The sequence below is a fragment of the Pseudomonas sp. HP_14 genome (assembly GCF_055283875.1).
In genome coordinates, this window is sequence record NZ_JBTOQI010000022.1 from 26139 (window position 1) to 44344 (window position 18206).

Consider the following 18206-nt stretch of genomic DNA (forward strand, 5'->3'; position numbering starts at 1 on the left):
ATTCGCTTGGCCAGAAAATAACAACAAGAGAATATCCATATGCTTGCCTTTCTTGGCCTGGCCATGGTCGTGGTCTTCACCTACCTGATCATGTCCAAACGTTTGTCGCCCATCGTTGCGTTGACGATCGTCCCGATAATATTTGCAGTCATTGGCGGCTTTGGCGGTACCACCGGCAAGATGATGCTCGATGGCCTGAAGATGGTCGCGCCATCAGCCGCGTTGTTGCTGTTTGCGATCCTGTTTTTTGGCTTGATGATCGACTCCGGACTGTTCGATCCGCTGATTCGAAAGATCCTGAAGCGCGTAAATGGCGACCCGATGAAAATTGCGGTGGGCACCGCGTTGTTGTCTCTGACCGTGGCCCTCGATGGCGACGGCACCACCACTTACATGATCACCTGCGCCGCGATGCTGCCCCTGTACAAACGCATCGGCATGAACCCGATGATCCTCGGCATTGTGTCGATGCTTTCCTTGAGCATCATGAGCGGCATGACTCCGTGGGGAGGGCCGGCAACGCGAGCCATTGCTGCGCTGGGGCTGGACGCCGGGGAGTACTTCATCCCGTTGCTGCCGACCATGATCGGTGGTGCGGCGTGGGTGGTGTTCACGGCCTTTTTGCTGGGACGTGCCGAGCGCAAACGTATCGGTAATGTGAACCTGCAAAGCGGCGGCGGTAACTGCTACATCGAAGCGATTCTGGGCGATACGCCACACAAGCGTCCCAAGCTGGCCTACGTCAATCTGGCGCTGGTTATTGTCGTGATGGTCGCGCTGGTCATGGGCCTGATGCACTCAGCGGTTCTGTTCCTGATCGGCTTTGTGCTGGCGCTGATGATCAACTACCCGCAGTTGGAGATTCAGAAGGAACGCATCCTCGCTCACTCCGGCAATGCCATGACCGTGGTGCTACTGGTGTTCGCGGCCGGTGTGTTCGCCGGGATTTTCTCCGGCACCAAAATGGTCGATGCGCTGGCGCAAACGCTGGTGGCGTGGATTCCACCGGAGTGGGGCCATCTGTTCCCGTTGGTGGTTGCACTGACCAGCATGCCGCTGACCTTCGTACTCTCCAATGACGCTTACTACTTTGGCGTGGTACCGATCCTTGCCAACGCCGCAGCCGCGTACGGCATCAGCCCGCTGGAAATCGCAAGGGCATCGATTCTGGGGCAGCCGGTGCACTTGATGAGCCCGCTGGTTGCGTCGACTCTGCTGTTGGTGGGCATGATCGACCGCGATATCGGCGACTTTCAGAAAGCCACGGTGAAATGGGCGGTCCTGACTTCGCTGGTAGTCACCGCTCTGGCGCTGGCGACCGGTGCGCTGACGTTGTTTGTTTGATTTAAAAACTGAAATGCATTTTCTGTAGAAGCTGCCGAAGGCTGCGAAAGCGGTCATCCTGACACACCGCTTTCGCAGCCTTCGGCAGCTCATACAACAACTCTGTTTGCAGCCACTTATGACTGAACCAACCACACGCCCCTGACAGGGCGTGCGGATCACTGCATCTCCAATAACAACAATGAGTACTGAGCATGAGTATGTTTTCCAAGCGTGGAACTGCAACTTTCATAAAGAGCACGCCGCTGTTGACCTTGCTGCCTTGGTCGGGCGTGGAAGCCGCGGGTTTTATTGAAGACAGCAAGCTCAAGCTGCAACTGCGCAACGTGTACTTCAACGAGAACTTCCGTGACGAAAACGGCCTGAGCGCACGCGCGGCCAGTACCGCCAAAAGTGAACGCACCGAGTGGGCGCAAGGCTTTCTGCTCGACTATCAGTCCGGTTTTACCCAAGGCACGTTGGGCGTTGGTGTCGACGCGCTGGGCTTGCTGGGCGTCAAGCTTGATTCAGGCAAGGGCCGCAGCGGCACTGGCTTGTTGCCCGTGCATGACGACGGTCGTGCAGCCGATGAGTTCGCCAGCCTCGGCGCGGCAGCGAAGGTGCGTCTGGCTAAAACCACGCTGAAATACGGCACGCTGTTGCCCAAGACGCCGGTGCTTATTTACAACGATGCACGGCTGCTGCCTCAGACTTATCAGGGCACTCAATTCACCAGCACCGACATTGAAAACCTGACGCTTACGGGCGGTCACCTGGATCAATTCAAACTGCGCGATTCGTCGGACAGCCGCTCAATCATTCCCGACGGATTCACCGGCCGAGGTTCGGACTTCTCTTACGTGGGCGGCGATTACAAACTCGGAAAAAACATCAAACTCAGCTACTTCTACGGCGAACTGGAAAACTTCTACCGCCAGCAATTTGCATCGATCCAGCATGATTTGCCGTTGGGTTCAGGCGTGCTGACCAGCGACCTGCGTTACTTCAACAGCGTCGATGCCGGGAGGGGACGCGGCGGCAAAATCGATAACGATATGCTCAGTGGCCAACTGACCTATGCAGTGGCCGGACACAGTTTTGGCGGCGGTTATCAGACCTTGAGCGGCGACGCGGGCTTGCCCTATATCAGTGGCGCAACCGTTTACTCATTCAGCAACGTCGGGATCGGCAAGTTCATCGAGGAAGATGAAAAGACCTGGATGCTCAGCTATGGCTATGACTTCGCCCGCGTAGGTGTGCCGGGTCTGACATTCTCGACGCGCTATCTGAGTGGCGACAACGGCAAGTCGGGCGCTGCGCAATTGAAAGAATGGGAACGCGATGCAGAGCTGGCGTATGTGCTGCAAGGCGGGACATTAAAGGGGCTGGGAGTGAAACTGCGTAACTACGTTTACCGCTCGGACTTTGCTCGTGGTCGTGACAGCAACCGGATCTACATCACCTATGACATAGCGCTTTGGTGACGGGGCCTCTGAATTGAAATACTTTTCTTCAGGGGCGCCCCCGTCATCCACACGCCGCGCTCCCCGGTCACTCCTACAGATTTCTTGCACTTTTTTACCGGGTTGTCACCGGCTTCAAGCCGCTTTCTTCAATGGCTTTAGCGCCTTCCTTGGAGGCCATGTATTTCAGCAGCGCCTGAGCCTCTTTTGCATGTTCAGTCGAGCGGGTAACCGCACCCGAATAAAGCGTCATCTGCTGTGCCTGGTCCGGGATCAGGCCAACGATGTCGATGCCTTGAACAGGCTTGAGTTCGCTGAGCTGCTGAAAGCCGATTTGCGCTTCTTTGCGGGCGACAACGGCGCCTACGGGTTCGGCTGGAATCATTCGCGCCTTGGCCTGGAAATCATTGCCAAGGGTCATTTTCGGAAACAGGATGCGCGAGAGATAAACGCCGCTGGCGCTGTCGGAGTAGGCGATGGACTTGCTGTCGAGCAACGCCTTGCGAAACGCCTCCATGGTCGAGATATCAGGCTTGTTCTCGCCCTTGCTCACGGCCATGGCGATGTAGGATTTGCCCAGATCGACGCGGCTGGACTTATCGACCCGATCTTGCGCCACCAGTTTGTCCAGCGCAGAACCGACCATCAGCACCACATCGGCAGGTTCTTTTCGGTCCAGGCGGTTGGGAATGGCTTGAGGTGTTTTCCCCATGGACGGCGATGCTTCTATGTTCAGCTTTACTCCAGTGGCTTTCTCATAGTCCGGTGCGATGCCCTGAACTGCACCCATGATGCCGCCAGAGCTGAGTACTGTTAACGTGGTTGGAGACGGTGCCGGTGCCGGTGCGGCGTTGGCGGTGAGGGCAGCGAACAGTGCGCATGAAAAGGCGAGGGGTGTGAGCAGTCTTGGCATGGCAGGGAACTCGTTGACGAAAAAATGCGACACTAAGCGCCGCAGTCGACATGGCAAAGTTACCTTCCGTTAATAAATATTTAGTTTACCCACCGTGGCCAGATCCCTAGGCTCGCGGTTTTTCACACCGCACGCGCGGACATTCAGCGGGGATAATCATGAATCAGGCGCTGGTCATCGAAGATGATGAGGTGACCGCACAGTCCATCGCCACCGAGCTGCAGGCTCATGGTTTTAATGTGCAGCGCGCCAGTACCGGGCGTGACGGGCTGGCGATGGCCATTGCTGGTAGCTATGACGCCATTACTCTGGACCGAATGCTGCCGGACTTCGACGGCCTGACGATTGTCACGACCTTGCGCAGCCTCGGCATTCGCACGCCGGTGTTGATGATCAGCGCCTTATCTGATGTTGATGAGCGCGTCAGAGGGCTGCGCTGCGGTGGAGATGACTACCTGACCAAACCGTTCTCGATGGTCGAAATGGTTGCGCGCCTGGAAGTGCTGTTGCGACGTCCGACCAGCGAGTCTCAGATTCATCAATTGAGCGTTGGCAACCTGACCCTCGACCTGATCGAAAACAGCGTGTCGCGCTCCGGCGAGAGCATCACGTTGCTGCCCACTGAATTCAAACTGCTGACCTACCTGATGCGCCATGCCGGGCAGCAAGTGACGCGCACCATGTTGTTTGAAGAAGTCTGGGGGTACCACTTCGATCCCGGTACCAACATCATTGATGTACACATGGGCCGCTTGCGTAAAAAGATCGAAGGCCCCGGTGCGCCGTTGATTCATACCATTCGTGGATCGGGGTACGTGCTTGGCACCCAGGACTGAGCGCTGGCGCTCCAGCAACAGCCGGCTGATCGGCCTCTACGCGTTGTTCTTCGTGGCATGGGGCGCGGTGTTCACCGGCGTTCTGTACTGGAAGATTTCCGGTTATCTCGGCACGGTGGCCGAGCGGACCTTGATGCAGCGCGCGCACTATTACCAGAAGATCGACGATGCCAATCTGGTCGATGAACTACAGGGCAGCGAGTCTTACTCGATTCCCGGCATCGACGCTTATGGCCTGTTTGAAGGCAACGGCCAATATGTGGCTGGCAACCTGTTGAAACTGAGATCGAGCCTGCCGGATGACGGGCGCGTGCACTACCTCAAACGCGGTTTGAGAATCGCCGACACGCTGAGTGAAACACGTAGCAGTCATGCGTTTCTGCAGCGTCGCAAGGACGGTCGAATATTGGTGCTGGCCCGTGACGGCGGTTCTATCTCGGCGGTCGCAGGCATTATCGGTCAGGCACTTTTCTGGGGACTGTCTCTGACCCTGATACCCGGTTTGATCGGCTGGCAATTACTCAGACGCAGGCCATTGCGTCGTGTCGAACGGCTACAGCGCAGCACCGAGCGCATCGTATCTGGCAACCTCTCGGAGCGTCTGCCACTGTCGCCCGCGCGAGATGAGCTGGACATGCTCGCCAACGCCGTCAACACCATGCTCGAACATATCGAGCGTTTGCTGCATGAGGTCAAAAGCGTGTGTGATGGCATCGCACATGACCTGCGCACGCCGTTAACCCGTCTGCGCGCGCGGCTTTACCAACTGCAACAATTGCCCATGACCGATGCTCATGCATCGAGCTTAAACCTTGCGCTGGAAGAGAGCGAAGCGATCATGTTTCGTTTTCAGGGCTTGCTGAGGATTTCCGAGCTGGAAGACACGCGACGGCGACTGGCCTTTGCGCCTTTTCAACCCGACGTACTGCTTCGTCAAGTGCACGAATTCTATGAGCCCATGGCGCAGGAGAAAGGCCAGCTACTGGCCCTTGAGCTGGGTGCTGGTTTGCCTGTCATGAAGGGCGATCAGGCGTTGCTGTTTGAGGCGCTGACTAATCTGCTGGATAACGCGATCAAATTCACCTCGCCGGGTGGGCATCTTTGCCTCCAGGCGTATGCCATGGAGGGCGGGCTGCGCATCGAAGTGATTGACGACGGTCCGGGCATCCCCGAAGCCGAGCGGGAGAGCGTGTTGCGCCGGTTATATCGGGGGGATGCCAGTCGTCAGCAACCGGGCTACGGGCTTGGCCTTTCTCTTGTGGCTGCGGTCGTTCGTTTGCACGCGTTCAGCTTGCGGATTCACGCTTCTGAATCAGGCGGCACGCGGGTGGTTATCGATTGTCCGCGGATTTAGCTAACGTGTTGGCGCGCTTAAACTTTTCTTAACTTTGCTTAATTTGAGACGGGGCAGGTCATCACCTAGTTTGGCGGACCCTCTGCCAACCCGGACCTGTTTCTGTGAAACCATTGATATTGCGGATCAGCCTGATCTGCGTTTGCACCCTCTGGGCGAATGTCGGCGTGGCCGATCCGTCTCCGGGCGCCATGATTCCTTCGCCGCCCCAGTTGTCAGCGAGCGCCTGGGTGTTGATGGACGCCAACACGGGTCATGTCATCGTTGAACACGACGCGGACGAGCGTTTGCCTCCCGCCAGTCTGACGAAATTGATGACGGTGTACGTGGCCACCCGGGATATTCAGGCCGGGCAATTGAAACCGGACGAACCGGTTACCGTCAGTGAAAACGCCTGGCGCACCGAAGGCTCCAGAATGTTCCTGGATCCGGGCAGCACCGTCAGCGTTCATGACTTGCTGCAAGGCATCGTCATCGACTCCGGTAACGACGCGAGCGTTGCTTTGGCCGAACACATCGCAGGCAGCACTGACAGCTTCGCCAGCCTGATGAATAAAACTGCGCACAGTCTTGGGCTGACCAACACCCATTTCGATAACCCGACAGGCCTGCCGGAACCCGACCATTACTCGTCCGCTCATGATATGGCGATACTGGCGCAGTCGATCATCAACGATGAGTCGGCGTACTACCCGCTGTACAAGAAAAAGCACTTCACGTGGAACGGCATTCGACAACCCAATCGCAACTTGCTGCTCTGGCGTGACAAAACCGTTGATGGCCTCAAGACCGGCCACACCGAGGCAGCGGGTTACTGCATGGTCACCTCTGCCGTGCGGGATGGCCGGCGGTTGATCACTGCGGTGTTTGGCTCCAGTTCGGCGCTGGCGCGTGCGACGGATACCGAGAAACTCCTAACCTATGGTTTCCGGTTTTACGAAAACCAGACCTTCGAGAAAGCGCTTCAGCCGTTGAGTAGCCCAAGAGTCTGGAAGGGGGCGGAGAAGTCCCTCGCCGTAGGCGTTCTCGACGACATCACGCTCACCATGCCCAAAGGCTCGCACAAGCCGGAAAGCCGAATCCACATCGACGCACCGCTGATTGCGCCGGTAGATAAAGGCGCAGTGGTCGGCAGCGTTGACGTGTTTGACGGCGAGCAGAAGCTGGTGACCCGACCGTTGATCGCGTTGGAAGGTGTTGAAGAGGGTAGTTGGTGGACCCGCTGGACGGATGCGGTGCGGTTGCTGTTTCAGGGATGGTTTGAGGATCTAGGGGCTGATTGAGTCGACACTGGCCGCAGTGAACGGCCCATCCTCGGTGTGCTGGATTGGGACGGTACCTCGATGAACCTGCTGCATTGGCAGGACGAGTCATGGATTCGCCTGCGAGACATGCCCAACATCCTGCTCCACGAAACCCGCGAGAAACGCCCATGGTGGAGAAGGGCGACGCGGTTTTTGTCGATGTAAGCGGCCGAGGCCAATTGGAAACCCTGTCCCCGACAACGTACAGTTTCAGACTTGCCGCTTTCAAGGTAGGAGGTAACTTGTCGGCGAGAGGGCTTGACGCGGTGATTCAGGCACACGGCCTCGCGAACAAGTTCGCTCCTACCGGGCAGGGTCGTGTCAGGTTGTTCAGGTAGGAGGCAACTTGTTGGCGAGAGGGCCTGACGCGGTGATTCAGGCACACGGCCTCGCGAACAAGTTCGCTCCTACCGGGCAGTGTCGTGTCAGGTTGATCAGGTAGGAGGCAACTTGTTGGCGAGAGGGCCTGGCGCGGATATGACTGGCGCATGACTGACCGGGAAACTCACCGAGCGCGCAATGAAGCATTTCTCATGGGCTGTGTGGTGCAAGGCATGGGCTTTGTCGACGTCGGAGCCCGAAGCCAGAATGACGTTCGGCTTTAGCACAACCGAGGTGAACTGACCCGCGCCGTTGCTCTCCTCGATCATTGTGCCTTCTGCTTTGTCCTCATACTCAAGCACCACAATCCCGGCTTCGGCGCACAGGCCGAGGTACCAGAGTTTGTGACAGGCCGATAAAGATGCAAGCAGCAGTTCTTCAGGGTTCCAGCGTTTTGGGTCGCCCCGGAAGCTTGGGTCGGAAGAGCCTTCAATGGAGGGTTTGCCGTCAGCCTGAATGACATGTGACCGGCTGTAACCGCGATAGGACGATGTTCCGGTGCCTTCATTGCCAGTCCAGATGACCTGTACGGCGTAGTAGTGTGCTTTGTCTGCCATTTGCTGCTCCCAAGGGAAAAGGTGCCCGGCAGTGATGTTAACGCGAAGGCTCATCAATGCTGCGCGCCATTTTTGAAACGCATTCCTTGCAGGAGCTGCCGAAGGCTGCGAAGCATTTATCCTGACACACCGCTATCGCAGCCTTCGGCAGCTCCTACAGGGAACAGTGCAGTCAGGTATTGATGCGGTTTTTGGGCGAGTGCGGCTGAAGCGATAAGAGTAAGCAGGGAAGGTACTGAGGTGACGCAAGAAAGGCTCGGAAGCCTTGAAGGAAATGGAGCGGGTGGAGGGAATCGAACCCTCAACTAAAGCTTGGGAAGCTTTCGTTTTACCACTAAACTACACCCGCTCTGAAGCGGCTGACTTTGTACCAGAACCGCACGCTGAATTGAAGCGCTAATTTCTTCCCCTCCAGTTTTTCCTCCCCTGCCTGCCAAACCCGAACGGAGCCCATTCGCCAGTTGTGGTGTGTGTTGCGCTGGCGGATGGGGTCCCTTGCTCGGTCGTGCGTCAGGTTCAGAGGGCGAAGGCATGTACGGTTTGGGCCTGTTGGTAGTGATAGGTTGATCGGCTGCGGGAGTCAGGTTGTGGAGTCAGGAAGTCCATCAACGCGTCACGCGAGTCGCGGCAGGCGGATTTGTGCTCCATGTCCAGAAAGTGCCCGGTGCTTTGTAGGGTGCTGAAGGTGCTGTGCTGGATAACCGGGGCGAACAACCGGGCGTCGGTGGCAGCGGTGTACTCGTCCCACTCACCGTTCAGAAACAGCACCGGCACGTTGATGTTCTGCGCGACCGTCAGGTAATTCGCGGTATCCAGGTTCAATACGTCGTTGATGTGAAAGTGCATCTGGTCGTATTCGTGGGTGTCCAGATTACTCACGTGGCGATGATTGAAGCGCTTGAACAACGGCGGCAGGTGTTTGCCGATGGTGCTGTTGACCAGGTTGCCGACTTCATAGCGGTCATGGACGCTGAGGTGCGTGATGCCGCGCTCCAGGTAATCACGCATGTGTACGTTGATCACTGGGGAGAACGAGCTGATCACTGCCTTTTCGATTCGCTTGGGTCTGTGAGAAAGCGCAACCAGCGTGGCCGCGCCACCCCACGAGAACGACATGACGTGCTCAGCGTTGAAATGGTCGATCAGCTCCAACAGAATCTGACCTTCCAGCTCTTTGGTCAGTGGCCTTTCATTCAGGTTGTGTGGTTTGGATTTGCCCGCGTAAGGCTGATCGTAGAGCACCACGTTGAATTGCGGGTGCAGGTTGCGCACGGTCTGGGCGAACGATGCAGTGGTGGCCAGTGAGCCGTTGACCATGATGATGGTCTTTTCGGCCGCCTCTGCCCGATAGAACTCCGTGTGAACCCGAAACTGTCCCTGTATATCAAGCACAGCGATTTCTGGCCTCATATGTATGTCTCCTGGCGTAAACAAATTGTGCGCGCAAACAACGTTGCACGAGTTTCGTGACAGGTAGGCATTGCCTTGCAAAGGGGCCCTTGTCGATCCGAAACGATCTGTCCGACAGGTTTTATTATTGGCGGGCGATTTGCCGTGAGCGTTGGCTCGGGGCGGCAAAAGGTTTCTTGGAATGCACGCATGACTCGCCGGTCACATGTGGACCGACGATTGGATTCAAGCAGTGGATCCGGTAACCCGCAAGTGCCGTTCGTAGTTTGTTTGGGTGGTCTGCCGAGCGGTAGCGAAAGGCTTATACGCCCTGAATTTCCCAACGCTCTAGCGCGCGGTATTGGCCCGGTTCGAGTTCCGGGTCGAGCTTCAGATGAGCCATGCTTTCCCGATGCAGGCGCAGCACTTTATTGTCGAAATGGCCGAACATACGCTTGATTTGATGGTAGCGGCCTTCGACGATGCTCAGCCTGGCACAACGTGGACCGAGTACGGTCAGTTGTGCCGGTTGGGTGGTGAGGTTTTCAAAAGCGAAGTACAGGCCTTGGGCAAAAGCCTGCACATAACGCTCGTCGATCAGTTGCTCTGTTTCGACGTAATAGACTTTTGGCAGCTTGGTTTGGGGCTGGGTCAGGCGTCGGGACCACTGGCCGTCGTTGGTGAGCAGCATCAGCCCGGTGGTATTGAAATCCAGCCGTCCGGCGATGTGCAGTTCGTGCTTGTCGGGCTCTTGCAGCAAGTCCAGCACCGTGGGGTGTTGCGGGTCGCTGGTGGCACTGACGCAGCCCTGAGGTTTGTGCAGCATGAAGTAGCGCGCGGGCTTGCCGACTTGCAGAACTTCGTCGTCAAACTCCACGCGGCTGAACTCGCGCACATCGTGATGCGGATCGTTGATCTGTAATCCGTCCACCTTGACCCGTCCGCCGATCAACGCAAGACGTACGTCCTTGCGATTGAAACGCGGCAGGTTGCTGAGGAAACGGTCGAGACGCATGGTGATTTTAGTGTGATGGCGAGGAGGTCGGGTATGTTACCTGTTCCCGCGCAAGATCCATTAGCTCAAGCGAATACTGGCGCTGATTCGGAACAATTTTTGTAGGCGCTGCCGAAGGCTGCGAAGGCGGTTTTCTGACATACCTCAATTCGCAGCCTTCGGCAGCTACAGATCAGGCGCCATTGACCATGGGCAAATAGATTTTGCATGCACCGCCCTTTTCGCGAAGGCTGTGGGAGCCGAGCTTGGTCTGGGCGGCATTCCGACGATAAACGATAACGCGATATGGCTTCTGGCTGTGTCTCATGAATCGCGGGCAAGCCTCGCTCCCACATAACGGTGCAATTCCGTAGGATCGGATTTAGCCGGGAGGGCGTCGGGGCATTCGCTAAATATCATTCGCCCAGAAATACCGCTCTCCCGGCTAAAGCCAGTCCTACGAGGCGAGACAAGCGCTTGCAGGCAAACATGGAATCTCCCACAGATCGCAGGTTTACGTAGAGTTTCCCCAGGGTTCAGTCGGGGTACGGATCAGTGCGGGCTAAAAGCGCATCACTGATCCCCGCGCAGCGCGGGCACAGGCAGGCTTTGTTGCGCAGTTCTTCCGGTAATGCCCGGATCACTGCCGGGTCGATGCTCACCGAAAAACACCAGCACGCCTGATCCACCGTGCGCGGGTCGGCCAGGGTGCACGCATTGTTTGCACCACAGGCAGGGCAGCGTTGAGCGGTGTCGGCAGAGGTGTTCATGAGACCGGCGGAGCCTCCATGCAAATCTGGTTGCGACCGTTTTGCTTGGCGCGGTACAGCGCGCTGTCCGCGCGCGCGATCAGGCTTTGCAGCGTGTCATCGGGGCGCAACTGGCTCAGGCCAATGCTGACCGTCACGTGCAGGGGGTGACTAGCGAAAATGTAAGCGTGCTGCTCGGCCAGTAAACGAATTTTTTCTGCGACGTCGTGGGCATTGCCGGTATCGGTGCCCTTGAGCAGGATGATGAACTCTTCACCGCCCCACCGGCAAATGATGTCCGACTGACGCAGACAGCTTTTCAGATCGTCAGCGAAACCGGAGAGCACTTCATCGCCCGCCAGATGGCCGTGCGTGTCATTGAGCCGTTTGAAGTGGTCCAGGTCCAGGAGCATCGCCGTCAGTGGGCGGGACTCACGCTGTGCATCCTTGAGCGTCTTGAGTGCCCACTGGTTAAAACCGCGGCGGTTGGGCAAACCTGTGAGGCTGTCGAGGGTTGCCTGGGCTTCGATCCGGTACTGGAAGCGGCTGACCACCAGATTCAGCAGATAAACCACGATCAGCGTGATGACCAGGCAAATAGACAGGTTCAGGTACAGCGAGTGGCGTATGTCGTTCAGCGCAGATTCTTCTTCCTTGTCGACGAACAAATACCAGTTCAGCTCCGGTATGTAGCGCACGTTGAGGAAGTGTTCCTTTCCGTTGACCCGGTGCTCGTAAGTGCCGCTGAGCGGTTTGGGCATTTTACTCAGCAGGTCGGACATGCTCGGCAGTTGGGTGATGGACTCGCCAATAGCCGCGCCCTGCGGGCCACCGTCCGCACCGGTCAGGACGATACGGCCAAAGGTATCGACGAAATACACACTGCGTTGATAGCGCTGTTGATAGCGGTCGATCAACTTGATGACCGCATCTACGGTCAGCCCGACGCCCGTGGCACCAATGAACTTGTTGTTGTAGTCGAATACTTTGTAATTGATGAAAAACGTCAGGTTGTCCTTGTTGGCCATGTCCGGATCGACGTTGATCTCATAAGGCGCCTCCATGTCCCGGACGCGGTAATACCAGACATCCCGGGGCTCGCGGGCGTCTATCTTCTTCAGAATGCCTTTGGCCTGGTAATAGGTCAGGGTGCTGTCGGACACGAAAAACGAGGTGAACGCCCCGTAATGGTCCATGACTTCCTTGAGGTAACGGGTGATCTGCTGCGGGTTGCGTTCGCCTTCCACAACCCAGTCACGCATGAACGTATCGCGGGCCATCATCGAAGAGATCAGCACAGGACGAACAAGGTCTTTCTGGATTTCCGAATACACGGTGTCGGACGTCAGCGGCAGCTCGGTATTGATGATGTTGTCGCGAATTGACGTGCGTGACGCGTAGTAACTGAGCAGCGACGTTGCCAGAAAGCCACAGCCCAGGACGATCACCAGCGTAAACAGAAGTGAGCGTTGCGAAGGGCCAGCAGAGCGAAAAGCCATAACGTGTCCGATTGTTTTGCCTGTCCGTGAAGGCAGGCATGCTAGCCCGCCGCAATTCTTTTCGCTATCGCGACATTAAATGTTTTTCGCCGATTTTGAGCTCACGCTATCAGCAAGTTCGTAGTTTTATGCTCATGGCACTCTATAAACGGGGGAGAGGCCAAGCATCGACTTGAACGCTGAACAGCGACAATGCAGCAGCAGAATCCTGTCGTAATGAATGCCTGCCTCAGATAACGCGTTAAACAAATGCTCCAGATCAGGAGGCGGCATGCCGAAGCGATTTCTGACCGTCAGTACATCCATTGGGCTTGTTGGCGACAGGGTGTTTCTAAACGGCGACTGATTGGAGTTGCGCACGACATGACTGATGTCCTGATAGCTTTCGCCGTAAGGGCTCTGGAATTTTGCCAGTGTGTAGTTTTTTATCATTCCCGGCCGGGAAGTCCCTGCCAGCAGTTTGTCGGTCAAGACGTAGGGATGCGCCAGTGAGCTTGAGGTTGAGGGTGTTGGGCGCTGGGTATCCAGAAGGGCGAACGGGCTTGCCTGCTTACTGACTGCCCGATGCAATCCGGGATCGACCAGCTCATGGCCATGCGGTGCGTAGACGTGCAGTTCAGTGCCATTCGGGATGGCTGCATTTTTACTCCATGGCAGGTAATAACCATGGCTGCTGACCACCAGTGTGCGCGCTTGTCGGGTTTCGGCGGTCCACAGCAGAAACTGGCGTTTGAGCTTCCAGGCTTTCACTGCCAGGGTGGAAAACCTGGGGTGACCTGGAAGGGTCCAGGCTTTTAGCACGGCCTCAGTACTGAAAAAACTTTCCATACGGGTTTCCCGGTTCAGCATCGAACGGTTGAGCCAGATGCTGAAATTTTTAGTGCTCAATGCTGAAGCAACCGCAGGCGTTAAAACAGGTTTGACCGGTGTTGTCAGTTTGCGCAGGGCATTGGTCAGGCGGGGCATGGCAGGTGGCAACTGCAGTAATCCCACAGACAGGGCACTGAGCAACGCCTGTTGCTTCTCGGCATAACGCGCACCCGGTAGGTTCGCCGAGCTGATATTCAGTGCTGTTACCCCCAGTTCGATCGCCAGTGAGGCAATCAACGCAGGTGTCAGCAGTATTGACATGGGGGCCATCAGAAACTGCAGGTGGTGGAGCTGGCGAGTCCAGTAGCGAAGTGAGACCTCTTGGGAGGTGACCACCGTGTCATCCGCGTTCCAGAGGCTGTTCTGCCTGAGCATGCTTGCAATGTGGGCGAAGGGTGACTCGGTGACGTTCTGCTCACTCAGTTCCCGCGCCAGAACCTTGCGCGTGTCTTGATTGATCAACACGTCAGTCCATGGGCGTAACAAAGAAACCGGTTCGCTGGGCAGACGATCACCAGCCCAGACTTTAAAAATATAAGTGAGCCGCTCGTGGTGTCGCACGGGGACGTAATCAAGAAGCGTTCCTCGCCACGTCTGACTGCGTGCAGCATGGCGCAGGTAACGATTGAGCAGCTCCTCGTTTTCGAATTCGACGAACGCCTTGAGTGCGCCTGCCTGATAGAGCACCCGCTGCGTTTTGTCTGGACGGCTCAGTACCAAAAGGCTTGGGCAGTATTGGGCGGTCGGACCGTCGAACAAGGAGTGCTGTAGATACACGCCGGGTATCGACCATTGGACCCGATCGCCCCGGTTTTTGATGTTCAGTTGCTCCAACGCGTTGACGATCAGATCGAACCCGTGGCGCTGCACAGTGCGGTGTTTGAGGCATAGCAATGCTTGGGTCACGAATTGGCTCTGCAGGGTCGCCTCGATGGCTGCCTTGTGCTGCGCCCAGAACTCATCGATTTCCTGGTGCATCACGTTCAGAAAGTTGATCTCACGAATGACATTTTCAATGGCCTGAGCGTCCATGGGCAGCTCTTGCCGGGCGTCCCACTTGCCCGTGCCGGTGACGTCGAGATACACCGCATTACGGCCTCCGTTATCGATGTAGCCGACTGGCGATGCGACGCGGTAATTGCTTACCAGGGCCTCGCTCAGACTGATGGGCTTTTCATCCGGGACCTGAATGTCGAGGGCGGGATGACGGGCGTCACCTAGCGGAGTGGTGGACTGCCCCCGCAGATAACGAATGAACACTTGATCGGGGTTAACCCCCCATTGATGTTTCTCCCGCAATGCCTTGGCCATGATTCTGGCGGCAGTGGTCAAGGGAACCGGGATCTGCTGCAGAACTTCGGGGGCGGACTGCCATATATCCACCGCGCCGAGCAGACTCAGGCCACGTTCTATGGTTTTGAATGGATGGGGTTGAGCGCTTAAGCCGACCTGTGTCTCGATATAGTCCCGGCAGCGTTTTTCCTGGGCTGCGGTGATAGCCGAAAAAATATCACCGTTGATTTCCGTCAGTCTTGCTGGCCCGGAGTAGTCATGTAAGCCGGGGAGCGTCCTCAGTGCATCGACGAACTTTTTACTCATGTGCGCAGGTACGTCGCTGATGTATTCCACAGGCGCGGTTCGCCCCCCCGGCATGTGGATAAAGCAATGTGATGTGTTGTTCGACCTTATCTGAAACGCGTCGGGTAGATTCTGGTCGTTGATAGACAGCAGGTGCGCAACGGCGCGCTGTCCTCGGGCGGATATTTCAAGGCAGGCTGCCGAGTCCGGGAATGCCTCGAGCCCCAAGGCGTCCAGAGCGAGCTCATAGCCTTCGCGCGTGATCTGTTTGCGAGCGTACTGCCGCGCCAGCTTGTCCAGAAAAGACAGCTTGGCCAGCGCCCGGTAAGTGCCCCGATGCCTGGCCCAGAAACTTTCCATCAGCGCGGGGTAGTCGAGGAACCAGCGGCTATTGATGATCAGGTTGAGTGCAGCCTGTGCGGTAAGAGCAGGAGTTGATTTATCCAGAGGCTTGTCTGCGAAGGTGTACTGCAGAAGCGCACGCATCATCGCGCCGTTGAAGGACAATACGCCGATATCGGTCAGCGTCATGCGCCGCGAGTAACGCTCACGGCCTTGATCATCGACTTCAGGGTTGGTTTCAGTGCGAAAGCGGATGCTGAGCTTGTCGGGGGACAGTGTTTTACCGGTGGTCTGTTGCAGCAGATGCTTCAACTGCTCGCGTATGTAAGTGCGCAGGGTGGGAGGGTAGTCCATGTCCAGCTGGGTGGCTTTGAGCAGCAGAGGCGAATGGGCGATGAGTTTGAAACCGGGGCTTTTGGTGAGGTTCTCCAGGCGTTGGCGATGAGCGTCTGTGTGCAGCGTGTGATCATTCATGAAAAAGCCGATGTAGTGAGTTGAAGCGTCACTATGTCGGCTGGTTTTTCGTGATTGGGCTAATTATGTATGGGGCTCAAGCACAAGGCTCTTTGCACTCATGAACAATATACAAACTACAGATTGAAATGCACTTTTGTAGGCGCTGCCGAAGGCTGCGAAGCGTTCATCCTGACAGACCGTCATCGCAGCCTTCGGCAGCTCCTACAAGGGTGTGCTTGCACCTGTTTTTCGTGGGAGCGAATTCATTCGCGAATGCATTTCTCCTGTAAAGAATTTGCGTCTGACACACCGCTTTCACGAATAAATTCGCTCCTACCGGGAAGTGTGGTTCAAGCCGATTTATCAGCCTGCAGATAAGCCCGCCAGCCGCCCAGATGGCTGATGTTTTTCGCACCCTCCAGGCCATAAGCTTCGCAGATGAATCCGCACTCCCAACGGCCGTCAGCCAGTTGCACTTTGCCTAATCCCAATGGTGCTGGAATGCCGGTGAGGAATGAGCCCAGTTCGCGGCTTGGCAGCTCCCAGACTTCTACTTCAATGGCGACTCCACCTTGGTCCACCCGAACCATGCCCGGCCGGAACGGCGGGCCGCCTGCCAGTGCATACAACTGATAGTCCGCAGAGCTTTGTGTGGTTTCAACCAGGCGAGCGCCGCGCTGTTTAAGTTGCCAGTTCAACGCCAGACCCTCCAGGTGCGCGCCGCACACCACGACGCGAGCCATGTCATTACGGGCGACGGTGGCCGGTTTGGTCAGCTGCGTTTCAAGAGTGCCAATCAATGGCAGCTCGGTGTGACGTTGCAGGGCGTCAGCAATGCTTAGAAGGTATTGGTCAGTGAACACCCTGCCGAACAGCGTCACGCCCCAAGGCAGTCCGTTGTTCATGAACGCGCTCGGTACGGCAATGGCGGCGTAGTCCAGCAGGTTGACGAAGTTGGTGTAGTAGCCCAGGTCCGAATTGCGTAATACCGGCTCAGCTTGCAGCTCGGCGTTGGTCACCGGGCGGGGGATGCTTGGCGTTACGACGAAATCCAGATCCTCCATGGCTTTGTCGCAGATCGCCTTGAGCGCTTGCAGACGGTATTGCGCGCGGAATGTTTCCACGCCACTGACTGCAGGGGCCTTGGCCAGCACCGCTTTTATCACCGGCAGCACGGCGTCGGGGTTGGTTTCCATCAGGTCGCCCGCAACGCTGTAGCGCTCGGCGACCCACGGCCCTTCGTAAAGCAGGCGCGCCGCTTCGAGGAACGGGGACAGGTCCAGTGTGACCGCTTGGCCACCCAGTTCGATCAGGCGGCCGATGGCGTCGCTGAACAGCTGCGGGCCCTGAGTGCAGCCGAAGAACTCCAGGTCCTCTTCGCGTGGAACGCCGAACCGGAATGGGCGCGGCACACCGAATGCCGAAGCATCGTTCCATAGAGGATTGCTGCGGCTGTATTCGTCACGTGGGTCCAGTCGTGCGGTCAGGCTCAGCAACTGGCTGGCTTCACGTGCAGTGGCGGTGAAGGTCGTCACGCAGTCCAGCGTGCGGCAGGCGGGCACGACGCCTGCGGTGGAGATCAAGCCTTTGCTGGCCTTCATACCGACCAGGTTGTTCAGTGCGGCGGGTACCCGGCCCGAACCTGCCGTGTCGGTACCTAACGAGAAGCTGCTGACGCCCAGCGCAACGGCAAGTGATGAGCCAGAACTGGAGCCGCCCGATGGATAATCCTTCAGCACGCTGTTAGGGCACGCGCCGTAGGGCGAACGGCTGCCATTCAAGCCGGTGGCGAACTGATCCAGATTGGTTTTACCCATGGGGATCGCCCCCAGCGCCAAGAGCTGTTCGACGATAGTCGCCGAGCGTTCAGGCGTGTAGGCATACGCGACGCAAGCCGCCGTCGTCGGGATGCCCGCCAGATCGATGTTGTCCTTGATTGCGAAAGGGATGCCGTAAAGCGGCAGGTCCTTGATATCACGACCTTCCAGAGCGGCGAGGTAGGGCTCCAGTTCGTTCGGCGTCAGCAGGTGAATGAACAGGTGATATTCGCGGTTCAACGCAGCGGCTTTTTCACGCAACGCGAGGATCAATTGACGGGGTGTCAGGTTGCCGGATTCATAGGCCGCACGGACTGAATCCAGGCGCAGGTCGTGCAACGTTACTTCAAGGCTCATAGAAGAATTCCATCAAAAAGTAAA

14 protein-coding genes and 1 tRNA gene are annotated in these 18206 nt (G+C 57.1%); 6 read left to right on the plus strand and 9 right to left on the minus strand.

The features are described 5' to 3' along the window. Window positions 1–39 precede the first annotated feature (39 nt). Together ACYASS_RS14815 and ACYASS_RS14820 are read left to right on the plus strand one after the other, a co-directional pair. The gene (locus tag ACYASS_RS14815; RefSeq protein ID WP_463586682.1) at window positions 40–1344 is read left to right on the plus strand and encodes a CitMHS family transporter; all 1305 of its coding nucleotides are present in this window, start codon (window positions 40–42) and stop codon (window positions 1342–1344) included. A 194-nt stretch (window positions 1345–1538) separates the two neighbouring features. Then, window positions 1539–2807 carry an OprD family porin gene (locus ACYASS_RS14820; protein WP_463586683.1) on the plus strand — a complete coding sequence of 423 codons (1269 nt, stop codon included), beginning with the start codon at window positions 1539–1541 and terminating at the stop codon, window positions 2805–2807. 94 nt (window positions 2808–2901) lie between these two features. Here the strand turns inward: ACYASS_RS14820 and ACYASS_RS14825 are convergent, their stop codons facing one another. Continuing rightward, window positions 2902–3699: a substrate-binding domain-containing protein gene (locus ACYASS_RS14825; RefSeq protein ID WP_463586684.1), complete on the minus strand. Its 798-nt coding sequence runs from the start codon at window positions 3697–3699 to the stop codon at window positions 2902–2904. 158 nt (window positions 3700–3857) lie between these two features. Between ACYASS_RS14825 and ACYASS_RS14830 the strand changes: the two genes are divergently transcribed. The 4 genes from ACYASS_RS14830 (at window position 3858) to ACYASS_RS14845 (ending at window position 7358) form a co-directional block, all read left to right on the plus strand. After that, on the plus strand, window positions 3858–4535 hold the full coding sequence (locus ACYASS_RS14830) for a response regulator transcription factor (protein ID WP_243246321.1): 678 nt from the start codon (window positions 3858–3860) through the stop codon (window positions 4533–4535). Continuing rightward, on the plus strand, window positions 4519–5889 hold the full coding sequence (locus tag ACYASS_RS14835; RefSeq protein ID WP_463586685.1) for a sensor histidine kinase: 1371 nt from the start codon (window positions 4519–4521) through the stop codon (window positions 5887–5889). Before ACYASS_RS14830 ends, ACYASS_RS14835 begins: the two co-directional genes overlap by 17 nt. Before the next feature lie 191 nt (window positions 5890–6080). Next, on the plus strand, window positions 6081–7172 hold the full coding sequence (locus ACYASS_RS14840; RefSeq protein ID WP_463586896.1) for a D-alanyl-D-alanine carboxypeptidase family protein: 1092 nt from the start codon (window positions 6081–6083) through the stop codon (window positions 7170–7172). Window positions 7173–7232: 60 nt separating this feature from the next. Continuing rightward, complete coding sequence (locus ACYASS_RS14845) at window positions 7233–7358, plus strand: hypothetical protein (RefSeq protein WP_463586686.1); 126 nt, start codon at window positions 7233–7235, stop codon at window positions 7356–7358. A gap of 269 nt (window positions 7359–7627) precedes the next feature. Here the strand turns inward: ACYASS_RS14845 and ACYASS_RS14850 are convergent, their stop codons facing one another. From ACYASS_RS14850 to atzF, 8 genes are all read right to left on the minus strand, one after another. Then, the gene (locus ACYASS_RS14850) at window positions 7628–8131 is read right to left on the minus strand and encodes an OsmC family protein (RefSeq protein ID WP_463586687.1); all 504 of its coding nucleotides are present in this window, start codon (window positions 8129–8131) and stop codon (window positions 7628–7630) included. A gap of 275 nt (window positions 8132–8406) precedes the next feature. Continuing rightward, window positions 8407–8480 (minus strand) — tRNA-Gly (locus ACYASS_RS14855). Between the two features lie 167 nt (window positions 8481–8647). Then, entirely contained in the window at window positions 8648–9541 is an 894-nt protein-coding gene (locus tag ACYASS_RS14860; RefSeq protein WP_463586688.1) for an alpha/beta fold hydrolase, read from the minus strand. A gap of 301 nt (window positions 9542–9842) precedes the next feature. Then, window positions 9843–10535 (minus strand): pseudouridine synthase, encoded by a 693-nt coding sequence (locus tag ACYASS_RS14865; protein ID WP_463586689.1) that lies wholly within the window; start codon window positions 10533–10535, stop codon window positions 9843–9845. Window positions 10536–11050: 515 nt separating this feature from the next. Then, window positions 11051–11284, minus strand: coding sequence for a cysteine-rich CWC family protein (locus tag ACYASS_RS14870; RefSeq protein ID WP_463586690.1), 234 nt, complete (start codon window positions 11282–11284; stop codon window positions 11051–11053). Further along, entirely contained in the window at window positions 11281–12762 is a 1482-nt protein-coding gene (locus ACYASS_RS14875; RefSeq protein WP_463586691.1) for a sensor domain-containing diguanylate cyclase, read from the minus strand. Before ACYASS_RS14875 ends, ACYASS_RS14870 begins: the two co-directional genes overlap by 4 nt. Window positions 12763–12894: 132 nt before the next feature. Continuing rightward, complete coding sequence (locus ACYASS_RS14880) at window positions 12895–16026, minus strand: dermonecrotic toxin domain-containing protein (RefSeq protein WP_463586692.1); 3132 nt, start codon at window positions 16024–16026, stop codon at window positions 12895–12897. Between the two features lie 332 nt (window positions 16027–16358). Then, on the minus strand, window positions 16359–18182 hold the full coding sequence (gene atzF / locus ACYASS_RS14885; RefSeq protein ID WP_463586693.1) for an allophanate hydrolase: 1824 nt from the start codon (window positions 18180–18182) through the stop codon (window positions 16359–16361). Window positions 18183–18206: the final 24 nt, after the last annotated feature.